This window comes from Stenotrophomonas sp. YJH_SMC_27, from assembly GCF_059369815.1.
On record NZ_JCAFTA010000010.1, the window covers coordinates 123,848 to 144,623 of the forward strand.

Here is a 20,776-nt window from a genome sequence, read left to right on the forward strand (position 1 = left end):
TCAGAAGCGCACCTGCACCGGCAGCCCGGCCGGAAGCGTCTGCATGTCGCTGGCTTCATCCACTTCGATCTCGGCGAGGTAGCTCAGGCGCTCGACGTCATCGCCGGTCAGTGCGTAGTACGGGGTGAATGAAGGCTCGCTGCGGATCGCGCGCACATGGCCCTTCAGTACGGTGCGCCCTCCCTCCAGCTGTATCTGCGCCGGCTGGCCGACCTTGACCTGCAGGCGCAGTGGCTGCGGCAGGTAGACGCGCGCATAGGGGCGCTCGCCAACCAGCAGCACCGCCAGTGGCGCCCCGATCGGTGCCTGGTCACCCTGCCGGTACGGCAAGGCATCGATCACGCCATCGCGCGGTGCGCGCAGCTGCAGCTTCTGCAGGTTGACGCCCTGCACCACCTGCTGCGCCTGTGCGGCGTCGGCGGCCGCCTGGCCCTGGGCGATGTCCTGCGCGCGACTGCCGTGCACCCGTTCCAGCCAGGCCTGCTCGGCGGCACGCACGCTGGCCGCGGCATTGCCGGCGGCCGCCCGTGCACGGTCCAGCTCGGCGGCGGCGATCAGGCGCTGGCGTGCCAATGGTTGCACGCGCCGATAGTAGGCAGTGGCTTCAGCAGACTGCGCGCGCAACGCGGCCAGTTGTGCCTGGGCCTGTGCGATCTGTTCCTGCCGCGGGCCGAGCTTCAGCTCTTCCAGCTGGGCCTGCGCGCGCGCCGTGTCGGCCTGCGCCACCGCGAACTGCGCGTCGCCGCGGGCGGGGTCGAGCTGCATCAGCACGGCCCCGGCCTTGACCCGCTGGCCCTCGCGCACCTCCAACGTGGCGATCACCTCGGCCGCCGGCGCCGGCACCGTGATCCGGTCCCACTCCAGTGTGCCCAGCGCCGTTGGCGTTGACTGCCCACAGCCTGCCAGCAGGCCGATGGCCGCCAGCCCGAGTCCACGCATCCCGTTGCCGATGCCCATACCATCCCCTCCTGCGACGGCGACACGGTGCCAGCTGCCCCGTGCACCCTCAATGATTCCGATCAGCCCTGACGGTTTTTTCGCCACGTACGGGCGAGCCTTTTGCTGCAAGGCTCCTCTCCACCTATCCACAGCTTGATTCAGCATCATTCCACAGCTAGTGTGGAGAACCGAACGGGGGCGGCCGTACTGGGTGCCTGGCAGCGGAAGATGCGCTGCCGTCACAGGAGCCGGCCGGCTGTGACGGTTTTTTCACCACCGCCTCATACGCCTTGTGGCACAAGCACTGCGAAGGCCTATCCACAGGTTTTCGCGCCCCCCGTCCACACCGGGTGTGGAAAACCGCGTATCGGCCCGCTGCTGGCCGCATGCCCGGTACGCGCGTAACCTTGTCATCCCAAGTCCATCGCGGTGGACGGCGAACCCGCCCCACCCCAAGCAATGAAAAGCATCGATCATCGAGACTTCACCCTGTCGCCGGAAGACAACGAGCGATTGGCCAACCTGTGCGGCCCCTTCGACGGGCACCTGCGCCAGATCGAGCTGAAGCTCGGCGTGGAGATCGCAAACCGTGGCTTCGTGTTCCGCATCAGCGGGCCCAATGAAGCCATCGTGGAGGCGCAGAAGCTGGTTGAAGCGCTGTACGCCGAAGCCGGCGAGACCGTCTTTGACAACCACGCCATCCATCTGCGCCTGGCGCAGGCCAATGTCGAGCAGATCGCCGAACGCTCCTACGAAGCGCAGGAGGTCGCGATCAAGGTCAAGCGCGGTACGGTACGTGGCCGTGGCGCCAATCAGTCCCGCTACCTGCACCAGATCGCCACCCACGACATCAACTTCGGCATCGGCCCGGCCGGTACCGGCAAGACCTTCCTGGCCGTGGCCAGCGCGGTCGAAGCACTGAACGAATCGCGGGTGCAGCGCCTGATCCTGGTGCGCCCCGCGGTGGAAGCCGGCGAGAAGCTGGGCTTCCTTCCAGGCGACCTGAGCCAGAAGGTCGATCCCTACCTGCGACCGTTGTACGACGCCCTGTACGAGATGATGGGCGTGGAGAAGGTGGTCAAGCTGCTGGAGAAGAACGTCATCGAGATCGCGCCGCTGGCCTACATGCGCGGCCGCACGCTCAACGATGCATTCGTGATCCTGGACGAAGCACAGAACACCACCATCGAACAGATGAAGATGTTCCTGACCCGCCTGGGCTACGGCTCCACCGCGGTGGTCACCGGTGACCTGACCCAGACCGACCTGCCCAAGCACGTGAAATCCGGTCTGCGCGACGCCATCGATGTGCTGCGTGAAGTCGAGGGCGTCAGCTTCACCTTCTTCGAATCCCGCGACGTGGTCCGCCACCCGCTGGTCGCGCGCATCGTCAGCGCCTACGACCGCCGCGACCTGCATCAGATCCAGCCTGGAGCGACGCCATGACCCGTGGTCCCGTGCGACTGGACGTCGCCGTCAGTTATGCCCTGCCGCGTGCCGGCCTGCCGGCGGCCGTGAGCTTTCGCAAGTGGGTGGCGGCTGCGTTGAAGGGCCGCATCCGCGAGGCCGATCTGGCCATCCGCGTGGTCGATGCCAAGGAAGGCCAGTCGCTGAACCGCCATTACCGTGGCAAGGACTACGCCACCAACGTGCTCAGCTTCCCGGCCGAAGTGCCCGAAGGCCTGCCCAAGGGCGTCAAGTTTCCACTGCTCGGCGACCTGGTGATCTGCGCACCGGTGGTGGCCCGCGAAGCCGACGAACAGGGCAAGGCGCTCAACGCCCATTACGCGCACCTGACCGTGCACGGCGTGCTGCACCTGCTTGGCTGGGACCACGAGGACGACAAGGAAGCCGAGGCGATGGAACAGCTGGAGCGCGACATCCTGGCCGAGCTCGGCATCGCCGATCCCTACGCCGGCGAGCGCTGACGACCACACACACCGGGTTCATCACGGAGGACAACCCCATCGCGCTGTTGCCCGCACTCATCGCCGCTCTTCTGCAGGTAACCACTGCCCCGGGCATCGACCCCGACCGGGAACGACCGTCGCCGTTCCCGGCCAGCGACAGCGCGGCCGACATTGCCGCCAAAGTCGCCGAGGTGCAGGCCTTCTTTGACGTCAGCCAACAGACGGCCCGCCAGGCGGTCGCCGAGGCGCAGCAGCACGCATTGATGGAACGCTTGAGGGCGCGCCACGCGGCACGCCTTGCCGGCATGTGGGTGGACAATGCGACGGGTTGGACCGTCGTCGTGCGATTGACTGGCCCAGCCTCCGAGGCGGATGAGACCCATCCAGGGGCGGACGGCCCGCAACGCGTGCGCTATATCATCGGCGCTTCAATGACCGAAGCGGAGATGCAGCGCCGTCTTCAGGCGCAGCAGGGCTGGTTCATCCCGCAGCTGCCCGGTCTGACCGGCTATGGCCTGGACGTCATGACCGGTGAACTGGAGCTGGAACTCCGGGATACCGCTGGCGCGCGCGCAACGGCGGCGACCGTGCGCGACCACCTGCAGGCGCTGCTGGGCTACCCGGTCAGGCTGCGCTGGTACCCAGCGGCATCGCAGCGCCGATCGCCCTGACCCAGCCGGGCTGCAGGTGCCGGTCCGCGCGCTGCGCAATTGTTTGCCGCCTGGCATGGCGGCACAAGGAAACCAAGGATGACCTCGGGAAACAGCTTCACGGCGATTGCAATGAGTGCGGGCCTGTTCGCAGGCCTGCTGGTGCTGGGCGCGTACACCGTGCGCCGCATCAGCGCCCGCGACCCCAGCGGCAGGCACTGGCTGCTGCGCAGCCTGGCCCTGCTCTCGCCCTTGTGCCTGCTGGCCGGGCTGGCGACCGGCATGATCGGCCCACACCTCACGGGTAGAGCAGAACCCGTCCACCTGCCCGGGCTGTGGGAAACGTCGATGGTGCTGATACTGGCCGGTGCCTTGACCCTGCCGGTGCTGTGGCGAACGCTGCTGCAGGAGCGGCTTGGCAGGCCGGTCAACGCGCTTCCGTTCTTCCATGCCAGCCGCACCTCGTTGCTGGCGCTGTTCGTGCTGGCCGTGATCTACGTGAAAGTGGCCAGGACAGCCGCATCGGAAATGTTGCCCTGGCTGACCAGCCCGGGCCTGTGGCCGGCGGTGGTGCGCATCGCGGGGCAATCGATGCAGATCACCATGCTCGCGGTCGTGCTTACCCTCTCACTGATGGTCGTGCGGCGGGCGATGACCGGTTTCCTGCGCCTTCTCAGCGGGCTGTTCAGGCGCTCACCGGAGCTATGATGGGTGCCCTTCGCCTGCGGAAACCGCCCGTGTCACTGCGCTGCTGCCTGCCCCTGCTGTGTGCCCTTGCGGTCCCATCCGCCTTCGCTTCCAGCGTCGACCTGCCGGCCCTGATCGAATGCCGCCAGGGCGTGGCCGAGCAGGCCGCGCTGGCGCCGCTGCTGGCCGATCCGCTGAAGGCCGTGGCCCAGGGCCTGCAGCCGCTGCCGCAGGGCAACCAGTTCATGAGCGAGTTCCGGCTGGCCAGCCCGATCACCGTCTTCGGCCAACAGACCGATCGGGTGGCGGTGGCCGGCGCCAGCGTCATGGCCGTCCTCGACCAGGCCGACCCACGCCCGCTGGCCAAACGGCTGGAATTGGAGACCGGCTACGACCAGGACGGCAAGTTCATGGCCGGCCGCGAGCTGGTCAGCCGCGACGTGACCGACCCGAAGACCGGCGAGGCCCAGATCGAGTCGATCATCCTCAGCGTCTCCACCGTGGCCTCCCACCCGGGCAAGACCCTGGCCGGCTGCACCTACAGCCTGGACCTGCCCGAGGAGGAGCCGGCCGCGGCCGCCCCAGCCCCGGCCACCGGCAGTCACTGACAGGCCGTCACATCCTGCTAGACTTGGGTCAACGCCCGGCCTGCCGGGTGCCTTTTTTCCAGAGATGTCAGAAGACGACAGTAGTAGCTCCCCTGCGGAGCACAGTGAAAAGAAGCGCGGCTGGCTTGAACGCCTGACCTCCGCCTTCTCCGGCGAACCCCATACCCGCGACGAGCTGGTCGCTGTCCTGCACACCGCGCAGGAAGAAGGCCTGATCGCCGCCGATACCCTGAAGATGATGGAAGGCGCCATTTCGGTGGCCGAGCTGACCGTGGGCGACGTGATGATCTCGCGCTCGCAGATGGTCTCGCTGCCGGTTGAAGCGCCTTTCCTGGAACTGATGAAGCAGGTGGTCGAATCCGGCCATTCACGCTTCCCGGTACACGGCGAGAACAAGGACGACATCCTTGGCATCCTGCTGGCCAAGGACCTGCTGCGCGGCGTGGTCGCCGACAACGGCCCGGCCAACGTACGCGAGCTGCTGCGCCCGGCAGTGCTGATTCCGGAGGCGAAGAAGCTCAACGTGCTGCTGAAGGAGTTCCGCCTGTCGCGCAACCACATGGCCATCGTGGTCGACGAGTACGGCGGTGTCGCCGGCCTGGTCACCATCGAGGACGTGCTGGAACAGATCGTCGGCGAGATCGACGACGAGCATGACGAGGCCGAGGACCCGTCGGCGCAGATCGCCATCCAGTCCGACGGACAGTACGTGGTCGACGCGCTGACCCCGATCGGCGACTTCAACGAGCGTTTCGGCGCAATGTTCTCCGACGAGGATTACGACACGATCGGTGGCCTGGTCACCGAGGCCGTGGGCCATCTGCCGGAAGTCGGCGATGAGCTGGCACTGGACCGCTTCATGTTCCGCGTAGCCCGCGCCGATGCGCGCCGGGTACAGGCCTTCCACGTGACCGTGCTGCCGCCGGACGTGCAGGACGACGCTTGAAGCGCCGCGGCCTGATCCTCATGGTGTGGCTGACACTCTACGTGTTGGCCATGGCCCTGCCGCTGGCCGCCTTCGCGCAGCCGGCGCCGGCCACACCTGCCGTGCCCGCGGCCAGCGCTGAAGCCCCTGCTCCGCGCATCGGCGTGGTGACCATGCAGCCGGGCACGGTGTTCTTCGAACGCTTCGGCCATGACGCCATCGTGGTGGTCGATCCGCTCAGCGGCGACGCAACCTCGTACAACTTCGGCTACTTCGACCCCTCCGAGGACGATTTCATCAGCCGCTTCGCACGTGGCGACATGATGTATTACCTGGTGGCGCTGCCGCTGCAGCAGGACCTGTCGTACTACGACGAGACCGGCCGCGGTGCCAGCGTGCAATGGCTGGACCTGCGCCCGGACCAGGCGCGTGCGCTGGCCGCTGACCTGGCCGAGCGGGCCAAGCCGGAAAACGCGCGCTACCACTACGACTATTACACCGCCAATTGCGCCACGATGGTGCGCGACACCCTCGACAAGGCGTTGGGTGGTGGCCTGCAGTCGCAGCTGTCGGGGCGCTCGCGTGGCAACACCTATCGCAGTGAATCGGTCCGTCTGGCCTCGCCGGCACCATGGATGTGGCTGGGCTTCGATGTGGGCCTGGGGCCGTTCGCCGACCAGCCGCTGTCGCGCTGGCAGGAAGCGTTCGTCCCGATGCGCCTGGCCGATGCCCTGCGCCAGGCACGCAACAGCGATGGCCGGCCGCTGGTGCAGTCCGAACAGGAACTGTTGCCGCACCGCATCGATCCGGAGCCGAAGGAGTTCGCACGCCGCTGGTGGCCGTGGCTGCTGTGCGGCCTGGTGATCGCCGCTGGCGTGCTGGCGCTGCGCAACCGCCCGCGCCTGCTGGCCGGGCTGGCACTGCCGTTCTGGCTGCTGTGCGCTCTGTTGGGTGGCGTGCTGGTGTTCCTGTGGGGCTTCAGCATCCACTACGCCGCGTGGGCAAACCGCAACCTGCTGCTGCTTTCGCCGCTGGCCGTGCTGCTGCTGCCCGGTGCGATCGCGCTGCTGCGCCGGAGCATGCCGGGACGCATGTTCAGCATCATGTTGTGGCTGCTGGCGGTACAGGCGGTGGCCGCACTGGTGCTGCACTGGCTGAGCCTGCAGGCCCAGTACAACGTGCAGTGGATCGTGCTGCTGCTGCCGGTGCACGCGGCCCTGGCGTGGGTGCTGGGGCGCCGTCCTCACTTGTCCGAAACACGGCCCTGACGCACGATGGCGGGCATGTCATTGCCCGCCTCCGCTTCCGCCCCGGCTTCGGCCAACCCTACCTGCGTCATCAACTGCGTCCACTACGATGACGAGGGCAAACGCCACGACATCAGCCTGGACGCCATCAGCGATGTCATCGCCAGTGGCAATGGCTTCGTGTGGGTCGGCCTGTACGATCCCAACGACGATGTGCTGCTGAAACTGCAGGAAGAATTCTGCCTGCACGACCTGGCCATCGAAGACGCGCGCAACGCACACCAGCGGCCCAAGGTCGAGACCTACGGCAATTCGCTGTTCGTGGTGGTGACCACCGCGCAGATGGTCGACGAGCGCATCCAGTATGGCGAAACCCATGCCTTCCTCGGCCCGCGCTTCCTGGTGACGGTGCGCCACGGCGCCTCGCTGTCCTACGCGCCAGTGCGCGCACGCGTCGAGCGCGAGCCGCAGCTGCTGAAAATGGGCCCGTCGTACTGCCTGTATGCGGTGACCGACTTCGTGGTCGACAACTACCTGCCGATCGTGCACCGCTTCCGCGATACCCTGGACCTGCTGGAGAAGGACATCTTCGCCGAGAATTACAAGCGCAGCACCGTGGTGCGCCTGTACGAGCTCAAGCGCGAACTGAACAAGATGCGCATGGCAGTGGCGCCACTGCAGGACGTGCTTGCGCAGCTGCGCCGCTACCAGGGCGAACTGATCCCGGACGAAGTGAAGCTGTACGTGCGTGACGTGCATGACCATGCGGTGCGCATCAGCGATGTGATCGACACCCTGCGTGAGATGCTGGGCACCGCGCTGAGCGTGAACCTTTCGCTGGTGACACTGGCGCAGGGCGAGACGGTCAAGCGGCTGGGTGCGTGGGCCGCACTCTTGGCGGCACCGACGCTGATCACCAGCTGGTACGGCATGAACTTCAGCCACATGCCGGAGCTGAGCCAACCGTGGGCCTACCCACTGATGATCGTTGGCGTGGGCGGCGTCTGCGTAGGGCTGTACCGGCTGTTCAAGCGCGCGAAGTGGTTGTAGCGCGTATCGACCAACGGTCGATACCCACCATGCACGGGGGGCGTCGATACCCCGCAATCCGGTAGGCCCCGACCGTTGGTGGTGGCACATGACCCGCTTCTGGTAGTGCCGGCCGCTGGCCGGCAATCAGGGCAATGCAGGCCAGCGACCGGCACTACCGCTCGGGATCAAGCCACGTAGACGGTCTTGATGTTCATGAACTCATGGATGCCATGGTCAGCCAGCTCCCGACCAAAGCCTGACTGCTTGCTGCCGCCGAACGGCAGCCGCGCGTCGCTCTTGACGATGGCGTTGACGAACGCCGCACCGCATTCCATGCGCTGCGCGAAGCGCTCGCCGCGTACCGGATCGCCGGTCCACACGCTGCCGCCCAGGCCGAAGCGGGTGTCGTTGGCCACGCGCAGTGCCTCGGCCTCATCCTTGACCCGGATCACCGCGGCCACCGGCCCGAACAGCTCCTCGTCATACGCCGGCATGCCCGGGCCGACCTGGTCGAGCACCGTGGCCGGATAGCCGGCATGGGTGCCGGCTATCGGCTCACCACCGATCAGCACCCGCGCGCCCTTGGCCACGCTGGCCTGCACCTGCTTGTGCAGTTCGTCACGCAGGTCGGCGCGAGCCATCGGTGCCAGCGTGGTGCCAGGCTTATCGGGATCGCCGTACTGGCGCTCGCCCGCCGCCTGCACAAAGCGACGGGTGAACTCATCGGCCACCGCCTCGACCACGATGAAGCGCTTGGCCGCGATGCAGGTCTGGCCGCTGTTGTCGAAGCGCGACTTCACCGCTGCGGCCACGGTCTTGTCGAGGTCGGCATCGTCGAGCACCACGAAGGCATCGCTGCCACCCAGCTCCATCACCGACTTCTTCAGCTGGCTGCCGGCATTGGAGGCGATCGAGCGCCCTGCCCGCTCGCTGCCGGTCAGCGTCACCGCCTTCACCCGTGCGTCGCGCAGCACATCGGCGGCCTGGTCGTTGTCGATGTGCAGCACGTCGAACACGCCATCAGGCAGGCCGCCGTCACGGCACACCGCCAGGATCAGGTCGGCGCACTGCGGCACGTTGCTGGCGTGCTTGAGCAGGGCGACGTTGCCAGCCATGAACGCCGGGGCGAGGAAACGGAACACCTGCCAGATCGGGAAATTCCACGGCATCACCGCGAACACGCAGCCGATCGGCTCGTAGCGCACGTAGCTGCGCTGGGCTTCGGTATCGATCAGCTGCGGCTTGAGGTAGTCGGCCGCGTGGTCGGCGTAGTACTCGCAGGCCGCCGCGCACTTGTCGACCTCGGCCAGCGCCTCGGCCTTGAGCTTGCCCATCTCGTGGGTCATCGCCTGCTGCAGGTCGTCGCGGCGCGTGCGCAGCTGCGCCGCGATCTGGCGCAGGATCGCGCCGCGTTCCTGCAGTGAACGCTCGGCCCAGCCGGGGAAGGCATCGGCGGCGGCCTGCAGGCGCTGCTCGATGTCGGCAGCGCCCATCAGTTCATGGCGGTAGGTCACCTGGCCGGTGGCCGGGTCGATGATCTCGACGGTCATGGGGGATCTCCATCTGGAAGACCCCCATTGTGCGTCGCCGGCCGTGAGCCGGGTGTTGCCGGCACAGTGGACGGATCGTGTACTCAGCCGTTGTCCTGCCGCGCCAGCTGCAGGTCGCGCTGGCGCCGCTTCTCGGCGCGGGCATTGATGTACCAGCCGATCACCGCGGCGATCGATACCGCCGACACCAGCAGCGTGGCCAGTGCATTGATCTTCGGGCTGATGCCCATGCGCACCGACGCGAACACCTTCATCGGCAGCGTGGTCGAGCCCGGCGTGGCGACGAAGCTGGCCACCACCACGTCATCCAGCGACAGGGTGAACGCCAGCAGCCAGCCCGCCACCAGCGCCGGCGCGATGATCGGCAGGGTGATGCGGGTGAACACGGTCAGCCGGCTGGCCCCGAGGTCCATCGCGGCTTCTTCCAGCGACAGATCCATTTCCTGCAGGCGCGAAGACACCACCACGGTGACGAAGCACAGGGTGAAGGTGACGTGGGCGATCCAGATGGTGGCCAGGCCGCGCGCCGGGAAGCCGGGAATCGCGCCCATCGAGGCCAGCAGCGCCATCAGCGAGAAGCCCAGGATCACATCCGGCATCACCAGCGGCGCGGTGACCAGCGCACCGAACAGCGGCTTGCCACGGAAGCGGTTGAAGCGGGTCATCACCATCGCCGCCAGCGTACCCAGCACAGTAGCGGTACACGCAGTCCAGAACGCCACCACCAGGCTGGTCCACATCGCCTCCATCAGCGCGCGGTCGGCGAACAGGTCGCTGTAGGCGCGGGTGGAGAACCCGGCCCAGACCATCGCCAGCCGCGAGCTGTTGAACGAATAGAACATCAACAGCAGAATCGGCAGGTACAGGAAGGCGAAGCCCAGCAGCAGCACGCCCAGCCCCAGGCCCTTGGCGGTACGCGGGCTCATGCCTGCTTCCCTTCCAGCAGGCGCTGCTGGGAACGGTTGAACAGCAGGATCGGCACCAGCAGCAACAGGATCATCGCCACCGCCATCGCCGACGCGCCCGGCCAGTTGCGGTTGTTGAAGAACTCGTTCCACAGCTGGCGGCCGACCATCAGTGTCTCCGAACCACCGAGCATTTCCGGGATCACGAATTCACCCACCGCCGGGATCATCACCAGCATGCAGCCGGCGATGATGCCCGCCTTCGACAACGGCAGGGTGATGCGCAGGAACGCCTGCCACGGCTTGGCACCGAGGTCGTAGGCCGCTTCCAGCAGGCGATGGTCATGCTTGACCAGATTGGCGTACAGCGGCAGCACCATGAACGGCAGATAGCAGTAGACGATGCCGATGTAGGCGGCGGTCGGGGTGTCGATCAGCTGCAGTTTCGGCAGGCCCATCGACGTCATCAGCGCCTGCAGGCCGGTGAACTGCAGGAACTGGTCGAGCAGGCCGTTGCGGTCCAGGATCGCCTTCCACGCATACACGCGGATCAGGAACGAGGTCCACGACGGCAGCACCACCAGCATCATCGCCACGTTGCGAGCGGCGGGCGACAGGCGCGCGATGGCATAGGCCATCGGATAGCCGATCAGCAGGGTGAAGAAGGTGGAGATCGCCGCGATCCTGATCGAGCTCAGGAACGCCTGGGCATAGATCGAATCGCGGAACAGCGCCAGGTAGTTTTCCAGGTTCAGCTTCAGCGAGAAACCGCCGTCGGCGTACTGCAGCAGCCAGGTATACGGCGGCGAGCCGACCCGGCTGAGCGAGAAGCTGATCATCAGCACGATCAGGAACGGCACTGCGAAGAACAGCAGCAGCCACAGGTACGGAATGCCGATCACCGTGGCACGCAGCCCCGGCAGCCAGCGCTTCAGGCCGGCGACGCTCATGAGGTGAGCACCACGCCGTCGTTGTCGCGCCAGTGCACCCACACCTCGTCGCCCCAGGTGAAGCCATCACTGGCCCAGCGCTGCGAATTGGCGAAATTGGCCAGCACCTTGGCGCCGCTGGGCAGCCGCACGTGGTAGACCGAATGGCTGCCGAAATAGGCGATGTCCTCGATCACGCCCTGCGCCTTGTTGGTGTGCCCTTCCGGCTCGTCCTTGCCGATCATCACCTTCTCCGGGCGCAGCGCGAACGCGACCGGCTGCCCTTCATAGCAGGTGATGCCATGGGCAATGTAGATCGGCGCCGGGAACAGCGGCGAGCGCACGGTCACGTACTCGGGCAGGTCCTCGTCGATCACCCCGTCAAACAGGTTGACCGAACCGATGAACTCGGCGACGAAGCGGTTGGCCGGCTGCTCGTAGACCTCGTCCGGCTTGCCGACCTGCTGGATCCAGCCGGCATCCATCACCGCGATGCGGGTGGCCATGGTCATCGCTTCTTCCTGGTCGTGGGTGACCATCACGCAGGTCACGCCCGACGACTCGATGATGCTGACCAGTTCCAGCTGCATCTGCGAGCGCAGCTTCTTGTCCAGCGCGCCCATCGGCTCGTCCAGCAGCAGCAGCTTCGGCCCCTTGGCCAGCGACCGCGCCAGCGCCACGCGCTGCTGCTGGCCACCGGACAGCTGGTGCGGCTTGCGCTTGCCCAGGTGGCCCATCTGCACCAGGTCGAGCATCTCGCCGACGCGCTTGCTGATCGCGTCCTTGCCCAGGCCATCCTGCTTCAGGCCGAAGGCGATGTTCTGCTCGACCGTCATGTGCGGGAACAGGGCATAGGACTGGAACATCATGTTGACCGGCCGCTGGTACGGCGGCAGCGCGTCCAGGCGCTGGCCATCGACGGTGATGCTGCCCTTGGTGGGCGTCTCGAAGCCGCCCAGACAGCGCAGCAGGGTCGATTTACCACTGCCGGAGCCACCGAGCAGGGCAAAGATCTCGCCCTTGCGCACGTCCAGGTTGACGTCGTCGACGGCGACGAATCCGTCGAATTCCTTGCGCAGATCACGAATGGAGAGATAGCCGGGCGCACCGGTCGTGTCGACGACGGCGGCTACCGGCTGGGCTTCAACGGGCATGGGGGCTCCGGGAGCGGGCGGTGGACAGCGGCGGCCATTCTAACGGCCGGGGGCCGAAGGGGATATGACGGCAGTGGGTGGAAGCGGCCGCTGGCGCGCCCAGGCCTCCCGAGGTGTGTCGGTTTTCCCCCGCCATGGTGGCCTGTCCGCCGGAAGGCCCGGGCTCTCCTCGACGCCCGGACGGCCGTCCCGGCCAGACACCACGGGCGGCGGCCCGATCTGCAACATTTTTCAGAGCGGGATCCATTGAAAGCCCGGGGCATTCCCCGCGCAATGCCCCGGATCTAGGCCTTGCATGGACCGACCCTGGTGATTTCCCCGGACAGCCCCTCCCCTTTCCCGCCCCGCCTGCCAGGCTGCCTGCCTGCACGGCTGCCGCTGGTCATCATCGGCGCCGGCCAGGCCGGGTTGTCGCTCAGCGCGCTCCTGCAGGAGGCCGGCGTCGAGCATCGCGTGCTGGAGGCCGAAACCGTGGGTGCCAGCTGGCGGCGACGCTGGGATTCGTTCCAGACCAACACCGCCAACGCGACCATGGCCCTGCATGGCCATGCCTATACCGGGGATGACCCGGAAGGGTTCATGGGGGCCCCGGAAGTGATCCGACGGCTGCGCGACTATGCCGACGAGCGCTCGTTGCCGATCAGCGAAGGGTGCGTGGTCCATCGGGTCGGGCCCGAGTCCGGTGGCTATGCCATCGACAGCAGCCGGGGACTGATCCATGCCCAGGCGGTGGTGGTTGCCACCGGTGAATACCGCCGGGCGCGGTTGCCCCGGGCCCCGTTCGCGCCCGCACCAGGCCTCACCATGCTGCACTCCAGCGACTACCGCGGTCCCGGCCAGCTACCCGAGGGCGCGGTGCTGGTCATCGGCGGCGGCCAGTCCGGCGCGCAGATCGCCCAGGACCTGCGCGACGGTGGTCGCAGCGTGTACTGGTCATTGGCCGATCGTCATTCGCACACCCGTCGGCTGCGCGGCAAGGACTCGATGACCTGGTGGGACATGGCCGGGCGCATCCATCAACACGTAAGCCAATCGGCGGCCGTACTGGCAGGCGAGCCGGACGCGCTGCGCAAGGCCCGCACCGCGGAGTTCCCCCTGATTTCCGGCAAGGGAGGCGCCGGCCTGGGCAGTTCGATCAGCCTGTTGGCGATGCACCGCGCAGGCATCAGGTTGCTGGGCCGGTTGCAGGAATTCAGCGGAAACACCGCCCGCTTCGCCGATGTCCGCCCGCAGCTGCATACCGCGATCGAGGCGACGCGGGCCGAATATGCCTATCTCGATTCGCTGGCCAGCGCGTACTACGCCACGCGGCCCGAACCGCGCACCGACGATGCCCGCTACATTCCCGAAGAGGTCTACCTGCACTGGGAGCCGGAACCGTCCCCATGCAAGCTGGACCTGAAGGCTGCGGGGATCCGCGCGGTGGTACTGGCCACCGGCTTCGTCGCCGAATGGCCCTGGCTCGACATGCAGGGCGTGCTGGATGCACACGGCTATCCGCTTGGCGACTTCGGTGTTTCCCCGCAGCCGGGGCTGTTCTTCATCGGCATGCACAACCTGCAGCGGATGAGTTCGTCGTTCCTGTGCAACGGCGGCCGCGACGCACGCGACCTGCTGCCGGCCATCCTGCAGCACCTTGGCCGAAGCGGGAGTACCGGCTTCGGCGCAGGTTAAGGGAGCCGCCGGGCAAGGCCCGACGGCGCCAGACCGGCTCAGCGGCCGGTCTTCACCTCGGTCCACAGCCGGGTGTAGAGCTTGTCGGTCTCCGGCGTGTTGATCGAGTAGGTGAACATCTTCTCGGCAACATCCGCCGGCGGATAGATGGTCGGGTCGGTGCGGATCGCCTCGTCCACCAGCGGCGTTGCGGTCGGGATCGGGTTGGCGTAGTGGATGAAGTTGGTGTTGGCCGCAGCGACCTTCGGTTCCAGCAGGTAGTTGATGAACCTGTAAGCCGCTTCCGGGTGCTTGGCGTCCTTCGGGATCGCCAGCATGTCGAACCACTGCGGCGCACCTTCCTTCGGGATCGAATAAGCCACGTGCACGCCATTGCTGGCTTCCTCGGCGCGGTCGCGGGCCTGGATGATGTCACCGGACCAGCCGACCACCAGGCAGGTACCGCCGTTGGCCAGCGAACCCACGTACTGCGAGGAGTGGAAATTCTGAACGTACGGGCGGATCGACTTCAGCAGGTCGGCCGCCTTCTGCAGTTCGGCCGGGTCGCCGCTGTGCGGGTCCAGGCCCAGGTAATGCAGCGCGATCGGGATCATGTCGGCCGGCGTGTCCAGGATGGTCACGCCGCAGTCCTTCATCTTGCTGATGTTCTCCGGCTTGAACACCAGGTCCCAGCTGTTGGCGATGTCGGTGCTGCCGCCGAAGCGCTGCTTCAGCATGTCCACGTTGTAGCCGATGCCGGTGGTGCCGATCATGTACGGCACGCCGTACTGGTTGCCCGGATCCTGGGTGGCGATGCGCTTCATCACCGCCGGATCGAGGTTGGCCAGGTTCGGGATCTTGCTCTTGTCCAGCGGCAGGAACACGCCGGCCTGGATCTGGCGGCCGAAGAAGTTCAGCGTCGGCACCACCACGTCGTAGCCGCTGTTGCCGGCCAGCAGCTTGGTCTCGACCATCTCATCGCTGTCGAACACATCGTAGGTCACCTTGATCCCGCTCTCCTTCTCGAAGGTCGGAATGGTGTCCTCGGCGATGTAATCGCTGTAGTTGTAGACGTTCAGGACCTGGCTGTCCTGCGCGCCGCCGTTGCCACCGCCACAGGCGGCAAGCATGGCGGAGGCCAGGCCGAGCGTGAGGATACGCAGCTTCATCGGGTGCTCCAGAATGCGGGAAGGGGGGCCGGTGGTGCCGGCGACGGGTGCCAGCCTACCCCCCGGCGGCGGATTTTTCTATTCCAGATGCTCAGACGTTCAGCAGCAGGAACTCGCGCTCCCACGAGCTGATGACGCGGAAAAAGGTCTCGTATTCCTTGCGCTTGACCGAGATGTAGGCGCGGCAGAAACGCTCGCCCAGCAGGGCCTGGAGCTCGCTGCACTGCTCCAGCCCGTCCAGCGCCTCGCCCAGCGAGCGCGGCAGGTTGTAGCCCAGTTCCTTCGCGCTGCCGGTCACCGGCGCGTCCGGCGCCAACCGCTCGCGGATGCCGAGCAGGCCGCAGGCCAGGGTCGCCGCCATTGCCAGGTACGGGTTGGCGTCGGAGCCGGCGAAACGGCTCTCCACGCGCATGTTTTCCGGCGTATCCAGCGGCACGCGCAGCCCGCAGGTACGGTTGTCGAAGCCCCAGTGCACGTTGCTCGGCGAGACCTCGCCGAACACCAGGCGGCGGTAGGAGTTCACGTTCGGCGCGAAGAACGCCATCGCCTGCGGCGCGTACTTCTGCAGGCCACCCAGGTAATGGCCGAACACTGGGCTGAACTCGCCCTCGGCATCGGAATCACCGGCAAAAACGTTGCTGCCGTCACTCATCCGCACCAGGCTCTGGTGGATGTGCATGGCACTGCCCGGCTCGTTCTCCATCGGCTTGGCCAGGAAGGTGGCATACACGCCGTGGCGCATCGCCGCCTCGCGCATGGTGCGCTTGAACAGGAATACCTGGTCGGCCAGGTCCATCGCATCGGCATGGGTGAAGTTGACCTCCAGCTGCGCCGCGCCCGATTCGTGGATCAGCGTGTCCACGTCCAGCTTCATCGCATCGGCGTAGTCGTACATCAGGTCGAGGATCGGGTCGAATTCGTTGACCGCGTCGATCGAGTACGACTGCCGCGCGGTCTCCGGGCGCCCGGAGCGGCCGGCCGGTGGCAGCAGCGGGAAGTCCGGGTCGGTGTTCTTCTGCACCAGGAAGAACTCAAGCTCCGGCGCCACCACCGGGCGCAGGCCCAGCTCGGCGTAGGCTGCCAGCACGCGGCGCAGCACGTTGCGCGGCGCCAGTTCGTGCGGCTCACCGCTCTTGGTGTAGCAATCGTGGATGACCTGCGCGGTGGCGTCGGCCGCCCACGGCACCATGCGCACCGTGTCCGGATCGGGGCGCAGCATCATGTCCGAGTCGGACGGCGAGGTCAGCTCGTAGTAATCGTCAGGGAACTCGCCGGTGACGGTGGTGGCGAAGATGCCCTCAGGCAGGCGCGTGCCGTAGTCGTGCGAGAACTTGTCGGCGGGAATGATCTTGCCGCGCGCGTTGCCGGTGATGTCCGGCACCAGGCATTCCACCTCGGTGATGCGCCGTTCCTTCAGCCAGCGCAGCAGGCTGCTTTCCTGCGGTGCGGGGGGCGTGGCCGTCTTGCGCGGGCGCGTTCGGGAACTCATCGGGAATCCAGTCGGTTCTGTTGGTGCTGCCGGCAAGCCTGGCCGAACGCACGGAAAATAGCGTGATAGAACGGCGCCTGCATGACACGCCACTCCGGGTGCCACTGTACGCCGAGCACGAAACGATGGTGCAGGCTGCGTGCCGCTTCGACCAGCCCATCGTCGGCCACGGCCTCGACCTGCAGGCCCTGCGCGAGGCGGGCAATGCCCTGCCCGTGCACCGAATTGACCTGCGCCCGATCACTGCCGTGCCACTGCGCCAACCAGCCATCGGTAGCCAGGGTGATCGCATGGGCCGGCCCATACTGCACCTCCACCGGCGCCTGCGGGTCTTCGCGATGGTCAGCCAGGCCCGGCACCGCATGCACCTGCGGATGCAGGCTGCCACCCAGCGCGACGTTCAGTTCCTGGAAGCCGCGGCAGATCGCCAGTACCGGAAGATCCTGCGCCAAAGCCTCACGCAGCAACGCGAACGCATTGGCATCACGGGCCGGGTCATGCAGATTGCCCGGCCAGCTGCGACCGCCCTCGTAGTGCCGCGGTTCGATGTTGCTGACCGCGCCGGTCAACAGCAGGCCATCAAGCCCCTGCAGCCAGTCGCCAGCCGGCAAAGGAGGCTGCAGGCTCGGCAGTACCACCGGGGTCACTTCGGCGGCCTCGGCCAGCGCGCGCACGTACTTCTCGCCGGCCGCCGCGAAGCGGTGATGGCCGAGCACGGTACTGTCGGTGGGCAGGCCCACCCAGGGCAGGCGGCGCATGGAAAAACTCCTTGACGTGCCGACACGTTACCCGTCGCCCGGCGAAGGCGGCAAGTCGTCGCCGTCACACCATGGCTGTCACGCATCGGCGAAACTACGCGGGTGAATGCTGATCGTCCTCCCCCGCTCCCCCCTCCCGCACTGCGCCCGCGAGGCCTGCGGTGAGCGCCGCCTTCCCGCCCAGCTGGTACGCCGCCAGCCTGCCCGAACCGCCCGCACTGCCCTCGTTGCGGGGGGATGTGAAGGCCGATGTCGCGGTGCTGGGCGCCGGCTATACCGGCCTGACCGCAGCCCTGGAACTGGCTACGCGCGGCCAGCGCGTGGTGGTGCTGGACGCGCAGCGGATCGGCTGGGGCGCGTCCGGTCGCAACGGTGGCCAGGCGCTGGTCGGCTATGGCTGCGAGGTGGACGAACTGGAGCGTCAGCTCGGTCGTGATGATGCGCGCCACCTGTTCGACTGGTCACGCGACGCGGTGCAGGCGATGCGCGCACGCATCGATCGGCACGGCATTGACTGTCATTGGGTGGAAGGCCACGCCAGCGTCGCCATCCGCGAACGCCATGAGCGCGACCTGCAGGCCAACTGCGAGCATCTGCAACGCCACTACGACTACCCCATGCAGTGGTGGGACCGTGATGCCCTGCGCGCACAGCTGGACAGCCCACGCTACCGCGCCGCGATGTTCGATCCGCTCAGCGCGCATCTGCAGCCCCTGGCCTATGCCCGCGGACTGGCCGATGCGGCGCGTGCGGCCGGCGCGGTGATCCATGAGAACTCCGCAGTGACCCGCGTGCAGCGCGGACCGCAGCCCACCCTGCATACCGCGCAGGGAAGCGTGCGCGCTGCGCATCTGGTGGTGGCCGGCAACGCCTGGTTGCAGGGCCTGCTGCCCGAGCTGGAACGGCGGATCATGCCCGTCGGCACCTATATAGGGGCCAGCGCGCCGCTGGGTGCCGAGCGCGCCCGTGCCCTGATCGGCAACAACATGGCCGTGGCCGACACCGCCTGGGCACTGGATTACTTCCGTCTCAGCCACGACCATCGCCTGCTGTTTGGTGGCCGTGCCAGCTATTCAGCACTGCCCCCACCCGGCCTGCGCGGAGTGATGCAGCGGCGCATGCACCAGGTGTTCCCGCAGCTGGCCGACGTGCCACTGGAGCAGGTCTGGGGCGGTTATGTAGACATTACCCGCAACCGCGCCCCGCATTGGGGCCGGCTGGACGGCAATCTGTACTTCGCGCAGGGGTTCTCCGGCCATGGGGTGGCCGCCGCCGGGCTGGCCGGTGAGGTGATCGCCGCCGCCATTGCAGGCCAGAGTGAGCGCCTGGACGTGTTCCAGCGCCTGCGGCATGCCCCCTTCCCTGGCGGCCGGCTGCTGCGCACGCCACTGCTGGTGGCGGCGATGTCGTGGTACAAGCTGCGGGATGCGTTGTGGTAGCGGGACCCTTCCCAGCCACATAATCGATGCAGGAGCTGGGGGAGCACGAGGATGCAGTGGTGGAAAGACGGCCTGCTGGTGAGGATACGGGTCAGCCCCGAAGGGCTGGCGCTGGCACTCGTCTATGCCGTCGCCTGCTGGGGTGCGCGCAAGTTGTCATTGGACCAGTTCTTCCTGCCTGCCGGCGTACGGGTGGCCGCATTGCTGTTGTGCCCGCCTCGACTGTGGCCCTACCTGCTGATTGGTGAATACGCCTACTTCGCGCATCTGCGCATCCCCCTGATCAGCAAATACAACCTGACTTGGGTGATCCTGGCCTCGGTGTTCCTGATGCCCGCCGTGATGCTGATTGTGCGCCTGCACCGGAAGCTGCTGGCGCGCACCACGATCCTCGGCGTGATCTCCATTGCGGTATGCGCCGCGACGGTCGTCAGCCTGCTCAACCTGGGCATCTCGTACCTGATCTGGGAACCGTTGCATGAAGAGACATTTCTCACCAACGTGCTGCGCTATGCGCTGGGCGATTTCACTGGCATCCTGATCCTGGCGCCTCTGGCACTACTGTGGATACGCCGCGCCGAGGAGAAATGGACGACCCGGTCTGTTGCGGCCACGGTCGGAGCAGTCGGAGCCATGCTGGTCATTGGCCTGCAGGCGACGCCCGTTCCCACTTCGATCATGGCCGAAGGCTCGCTGCAGTTGTTGTTGATCCTGCCTATTCCCGCAATCGCCCTGACCTGCATGCTGGGATGGCGCGGTGCGGCCATCGGTGTCGCCGCCGTGAACATGATCCTTGGCCTGAGCACCCCTTCGGACCACCCGGCGTCATTCGATCAGGCGACCTTCGCTACCCAGCAGGCCATGGCCATCGCCAGCATCGCCCTGCTGTTGCTGGGCGCGCGCATCACCCACTTCCAGAACCAGCACCGGTTGCGCGAGGAAGATGGCAGAGCGGCACTGCAGCTTGCACGGAATTCACATCTGGCCAGCGAAATGGACCTGCGTGAGCGCGCGGCCCATCTGCGCCAGTTGGGCGATGGCATGGACCTGTCGCTGAACGAAATGGTGAACTGGCTGCATGCGCAGGGCCATCACGCCGTGGCTGACAGCCTGCGGCATACCTCGGAGGTGCATTCACGCCTGTTCCGGGCCCAGGCCAGCATGATCTATCCCGCCGCCCTGGAACGACTGGGCTTGTATGTGGCGTTGCAAGCCGGTGGGGTGCGTGAGGCTTGGAACGCCACGCATCGAATCGGGCAACCCAGGTTGATGGGTGATCCCTGCCAGCTCAGCCCCGGTCTGCAGCTGGCAGCCTATCGCTCGATCGTCGAAGCGGTTTCGATCCTCCTGGGCAGCGAAAAAGGCCAGCTCATGGTCCGGGCCCGCTGCGGGCAACGTGCCGGTCACCGCGGCATCGTCGTTGTGGTTGCGGCGATGGATCCGCATCAGACGCTGTCAACGGCAACCTTCGATCTTGCGACGTCCCAATTATCGGCTCGGATAACCGCCTATCGTGGTGCGCTGCATTGTGGCCGTAGGAGAATCAGGCTGATGCTGATTGAAGCAGCCGATGCATCACAGGGCGAAGAGGCCTCGGTCTGGGGAACCGGTGTACCTGCCGGACTGAAGCCGCCTGGGACAGCCCCCCACTCTTGGTAGCCAGGTGAAAAATGCGATGAATATCACAACCTTGCCGTGACATTCCCCAAGTCTCCTTTTCGTATGTCCGCAT

At 66.7% G+C, this 20,776-nt stretch carries 19 protein-coding genes; 11 read left to right on the top strand and 8 right to left on the bottom strand.

The window, feature by feature from the left end:
- Window positions 1–957 (bottom strand): HlyD family secretion protein, encoded by a 957-nt coding sequence (locus AC5P7R_RS15770; protein ID WP_021203568.1) that lies wholly within the window; start codon window positions 955–957, stop codon window positions 1–3.
- Between the two features lie 441 nt (window positions 958–1,398).
- On the opposite strand from AC5P7R_RS15770, the gene AC5P7R_RS15775 reads away from it, so the two are divergent.
- From AC5P7R_RS15775 to AC5P7R_RS15810, 8 genes are all read left to right on the top strand, one after another.
- The gene (locus tag AC5P7R_RS15775; protein ID WP_019659038.1) at window positions 1,399–2,385 is read left to right on the top strand and encodes a PhoH family protein; all 987 of its coding nucleotides are present in this window, start codon (window positions 1,399–1,401) and stop codon (window positions 2,383–2,385) included.
- A complete protein-coding gene (gene ybeY / locus AC5P7R_RS15780; protein WP_019659039.1) occupies window positions 2,382–2,867 on the top strand; it encodes an rRNA maturation RNase YbeY in 486 nt (161 codons plus the stop codon). Before AC5P7R_RS15775 ends, ybeY begins: the two co-directional genes overlap by 4 nt.
- A gap of 47 nt (window positions 2,868–2,914) precedes the next feature.
- On the top strand, window positions 2,915–3,520 hold the full coding sequence (locus AC5P7R_RS15785) for a hypothetical protein (RefSeq protein WP_019659040.1): 606 nt from the start codon (window positions 2,915–2,917) through the stop codon (window positions 3,518–3,520).
- A 78-nt stretch (window positions 3,521–3,598) separates the two neighbouring features.
- Window positions 3,599–4,207, top strand: a complete 609-nt coding sequence (locus AC5P7R_RS15790; protein WP_134729500.1) for a hypothetical protein — start codon at window positions 3,599–3,601, stop codon at window positions 4,205–4,207.
- Window positions 4,207–4,794, top strand: coding sequence for a hypothetical protein (locus tag AC5P7R_RS15795; protein WP_021203565.1), 588 nt, complete (start codon window positions 4,207–4,209; stop codon window positions 4,792–4,794). The genes AC5P7R_RS15790 and AC5P7R_RS15795 overlap by 1 nt, the downstream gene beginning before the upstream one ends.
- 64 nt (window positions 4,795–4,858) lie before the next feature.
- Window positions 4,859–5,740, top strand: a complete 882-nt coding sequence (locus AC5P7R_RS15800; protein WP_180832778.1) for a CorC family transporter — start codon at window positions 4,859–4,861, stop codon at window positions 5,738–5,740.
- Window positions 5,737–6,987 carry a lipoprotein N-acyltransferase Lnb domain-containing protein gene (locus tag AC5P7R_RS15805; RefSeq protein ID WP_495214033.1) on the top strand — a complete coding sequence of 417 codons (1,251 nt, stop codon included), beginning with the start codon at window positions 5,737–5,739 and terminating at the stop codon, window positions 6,985–6,987. The genes AC5P7R_RS15800 and AC5P7R_RS15805 overlap by 4 nt, the downstream gene beginning before the upstream one ends.
- Before the next feature lie 6 nt (window positions 6,988–6,993).
- Window positions 6,994–8,016, top strand: a complete 1,023-nt coding sequence (locus AC5P7R_RS15810; RefSeq protein WP_019659045.1) for a magnesium and cobalt transport protein CorA — start codon at window positions 6,994–6,996, stop codon at window positions 8,014–8,016.
- Window positions 8,017–8,183: 167 nt separating this feature from the next.
- Here the strand turns inward: AC5P7R_RS15810 and AC5P7R_RS15815 are convergent, their stop codons facing one another.
- The 4 genes from AC5P7R_RS15815 to AC5P7R_RS15830 form a co-directional block, all read right to left on the bottom strand.
- A complete protein-coding gene (locus AC5P7R_RS15815; protein WP_227853854.1) occupies window positions 8,184–9,548 on the bottom strand; it encodes an NAD-dependent succinate-semialdehyde dehydrogenase in 1,365 nt (454 codons plus the stop codon).
- An 83-nt stretch (window positions 9,549–9,631) separates the two neighbouring features.
- Window positions 9,632–10,474, bottom strand: a complete 843-nt coding sequence (locus tag AC5P7R_RS15820) for an ABC transporter permease subunit (RefSeq protein WP_227853853.1) — start codon at window positions 10,472–10,474, stop codon at window positions 9,632–9,634.
- Window positions 10,471–11,403 carry an ABC transporter permease subunit gene (locus AC5P7R_RS15825; protein ID WP_111097890.1) on the bottom strand — a complete coding sequence of 311 codons (933 nt, stop codon included), beginning with the start codon at window positions 11,401–11,403 and terminating at the stop codon, window positions 10,471–10,473. Before AC5P7R_RS15825 ends, AC5P7R_RS15820 begins: the two co-directional genes overlap by 4 nt.
- Entirely contained in the window at window positions 11,400–12,536 is a 1,137-nt protein-coding gene (locus AC5P7R_RS15830; RefSeq protein ID WP_005415926.1) for an ABC transporter ATP-binding protein, read from the bottom strand. Before AC5P7R_RS15830 ends, AC5P7R_RS15825 begins: the two co-directional genes overlap by 4 nt.
- Before the next feature lie 291 nt (window positions 12,537–12,827).
- Here AC5P7R_RS15830 and AC5P7R_RS15835 point away from each other — a divergent pair, with 291 nt between their 5' ends.
- Window positions 12,828–14,210, top strand: a complete 1,383-nt coding sequence (locus AC5P7R_RS15835; RefSeq protein ID WP_180832776.1) for a flavin-containing monooxygenase — start codon at window positions 12,828–12,830, stop codon at window positions 14,208–14,210.
- A gap of 38 nt (window positions 14,211–14,248) precedes the next feature.
- Here the strand turns inward: AC5P7R_RS15835 and AC5P7R_RS15840 are convergent, their stop codons facing one another.
- From AC5P7R_RS15840 to AC5P7R_RS15850, 3 genes are all read right to left on the bottom strand, one after another.
- Window positions 14,249–15,358 carry a polyamine ABC transporter substrate-binding protein gene (locus AC5P7R_RS15840; protein WP_019659050.1) on the bottom strand — a complete coding sequence of 370 codons (1,110 nt, stop codon included), beginning with the start codon at window positions 15,356–15,358 and terminating at the stop codon, window positions 14,249–14,251.
- A gap of 91 nt (window positions 15,359–15,449) precedes the next feature.
- Window positions 15,450–16,847, bottom strand: coding sequence for a glutamine synthetase family protein (locus AC5P7R_RS15845; RefSeq protein WP_021203558.1), 1,398 nt, complete (start codon window positions 16,845–16,847; stop codon window positions 15,450–15,452).
- A complete protein-coding gene (locus tag AC5P7R_RS15850) occupies window positions 16,844–17,605 on the bottom strand; it encodes a gamma-glutamyl-gamma-aminobutyrate hydrolase family protein (protein WP_021203557.1) in 762 nt (253 codons plus the stop codon). The genes AC5P7R_RS15845 and AC5P7R_RS15850 overlap by 4 nt, the downstream gene beginning before the upstream one ends.
- A gap of 161 nt (window positions 17,606–17,766) precedes the next feature.
- Between AC5P7R_RS15850 and AC5P7R_RS15855 the strand changes: the two genes are divergently transcribed.
- Entirely contained in the window at window positions 17,767–19,044 is a 1,278-nt protein-coding gene (locus AC5P7R_RS15855; protein WP_478436319.1) for an NAD(P)/FAD-dependent oxidoreductase, read from the top strand.
- 51 nt (window positions 19,045–19,095) lie between these two features.
- Window positions 19,096–20,703: an MASE1 domain-containing protein gene (locus AC5P7R_RS15860; RefSeq protein WP_227853852.1), complete on the top strand. Its 1,608-nt coding sequence runs from the start codon at window positions 19,096–19,098 to the stop codon at window positions 20,701–20,703.
- The last annotated feature ends 73 nt before the right edge of the window (window positions 20,704–20,776 follow it).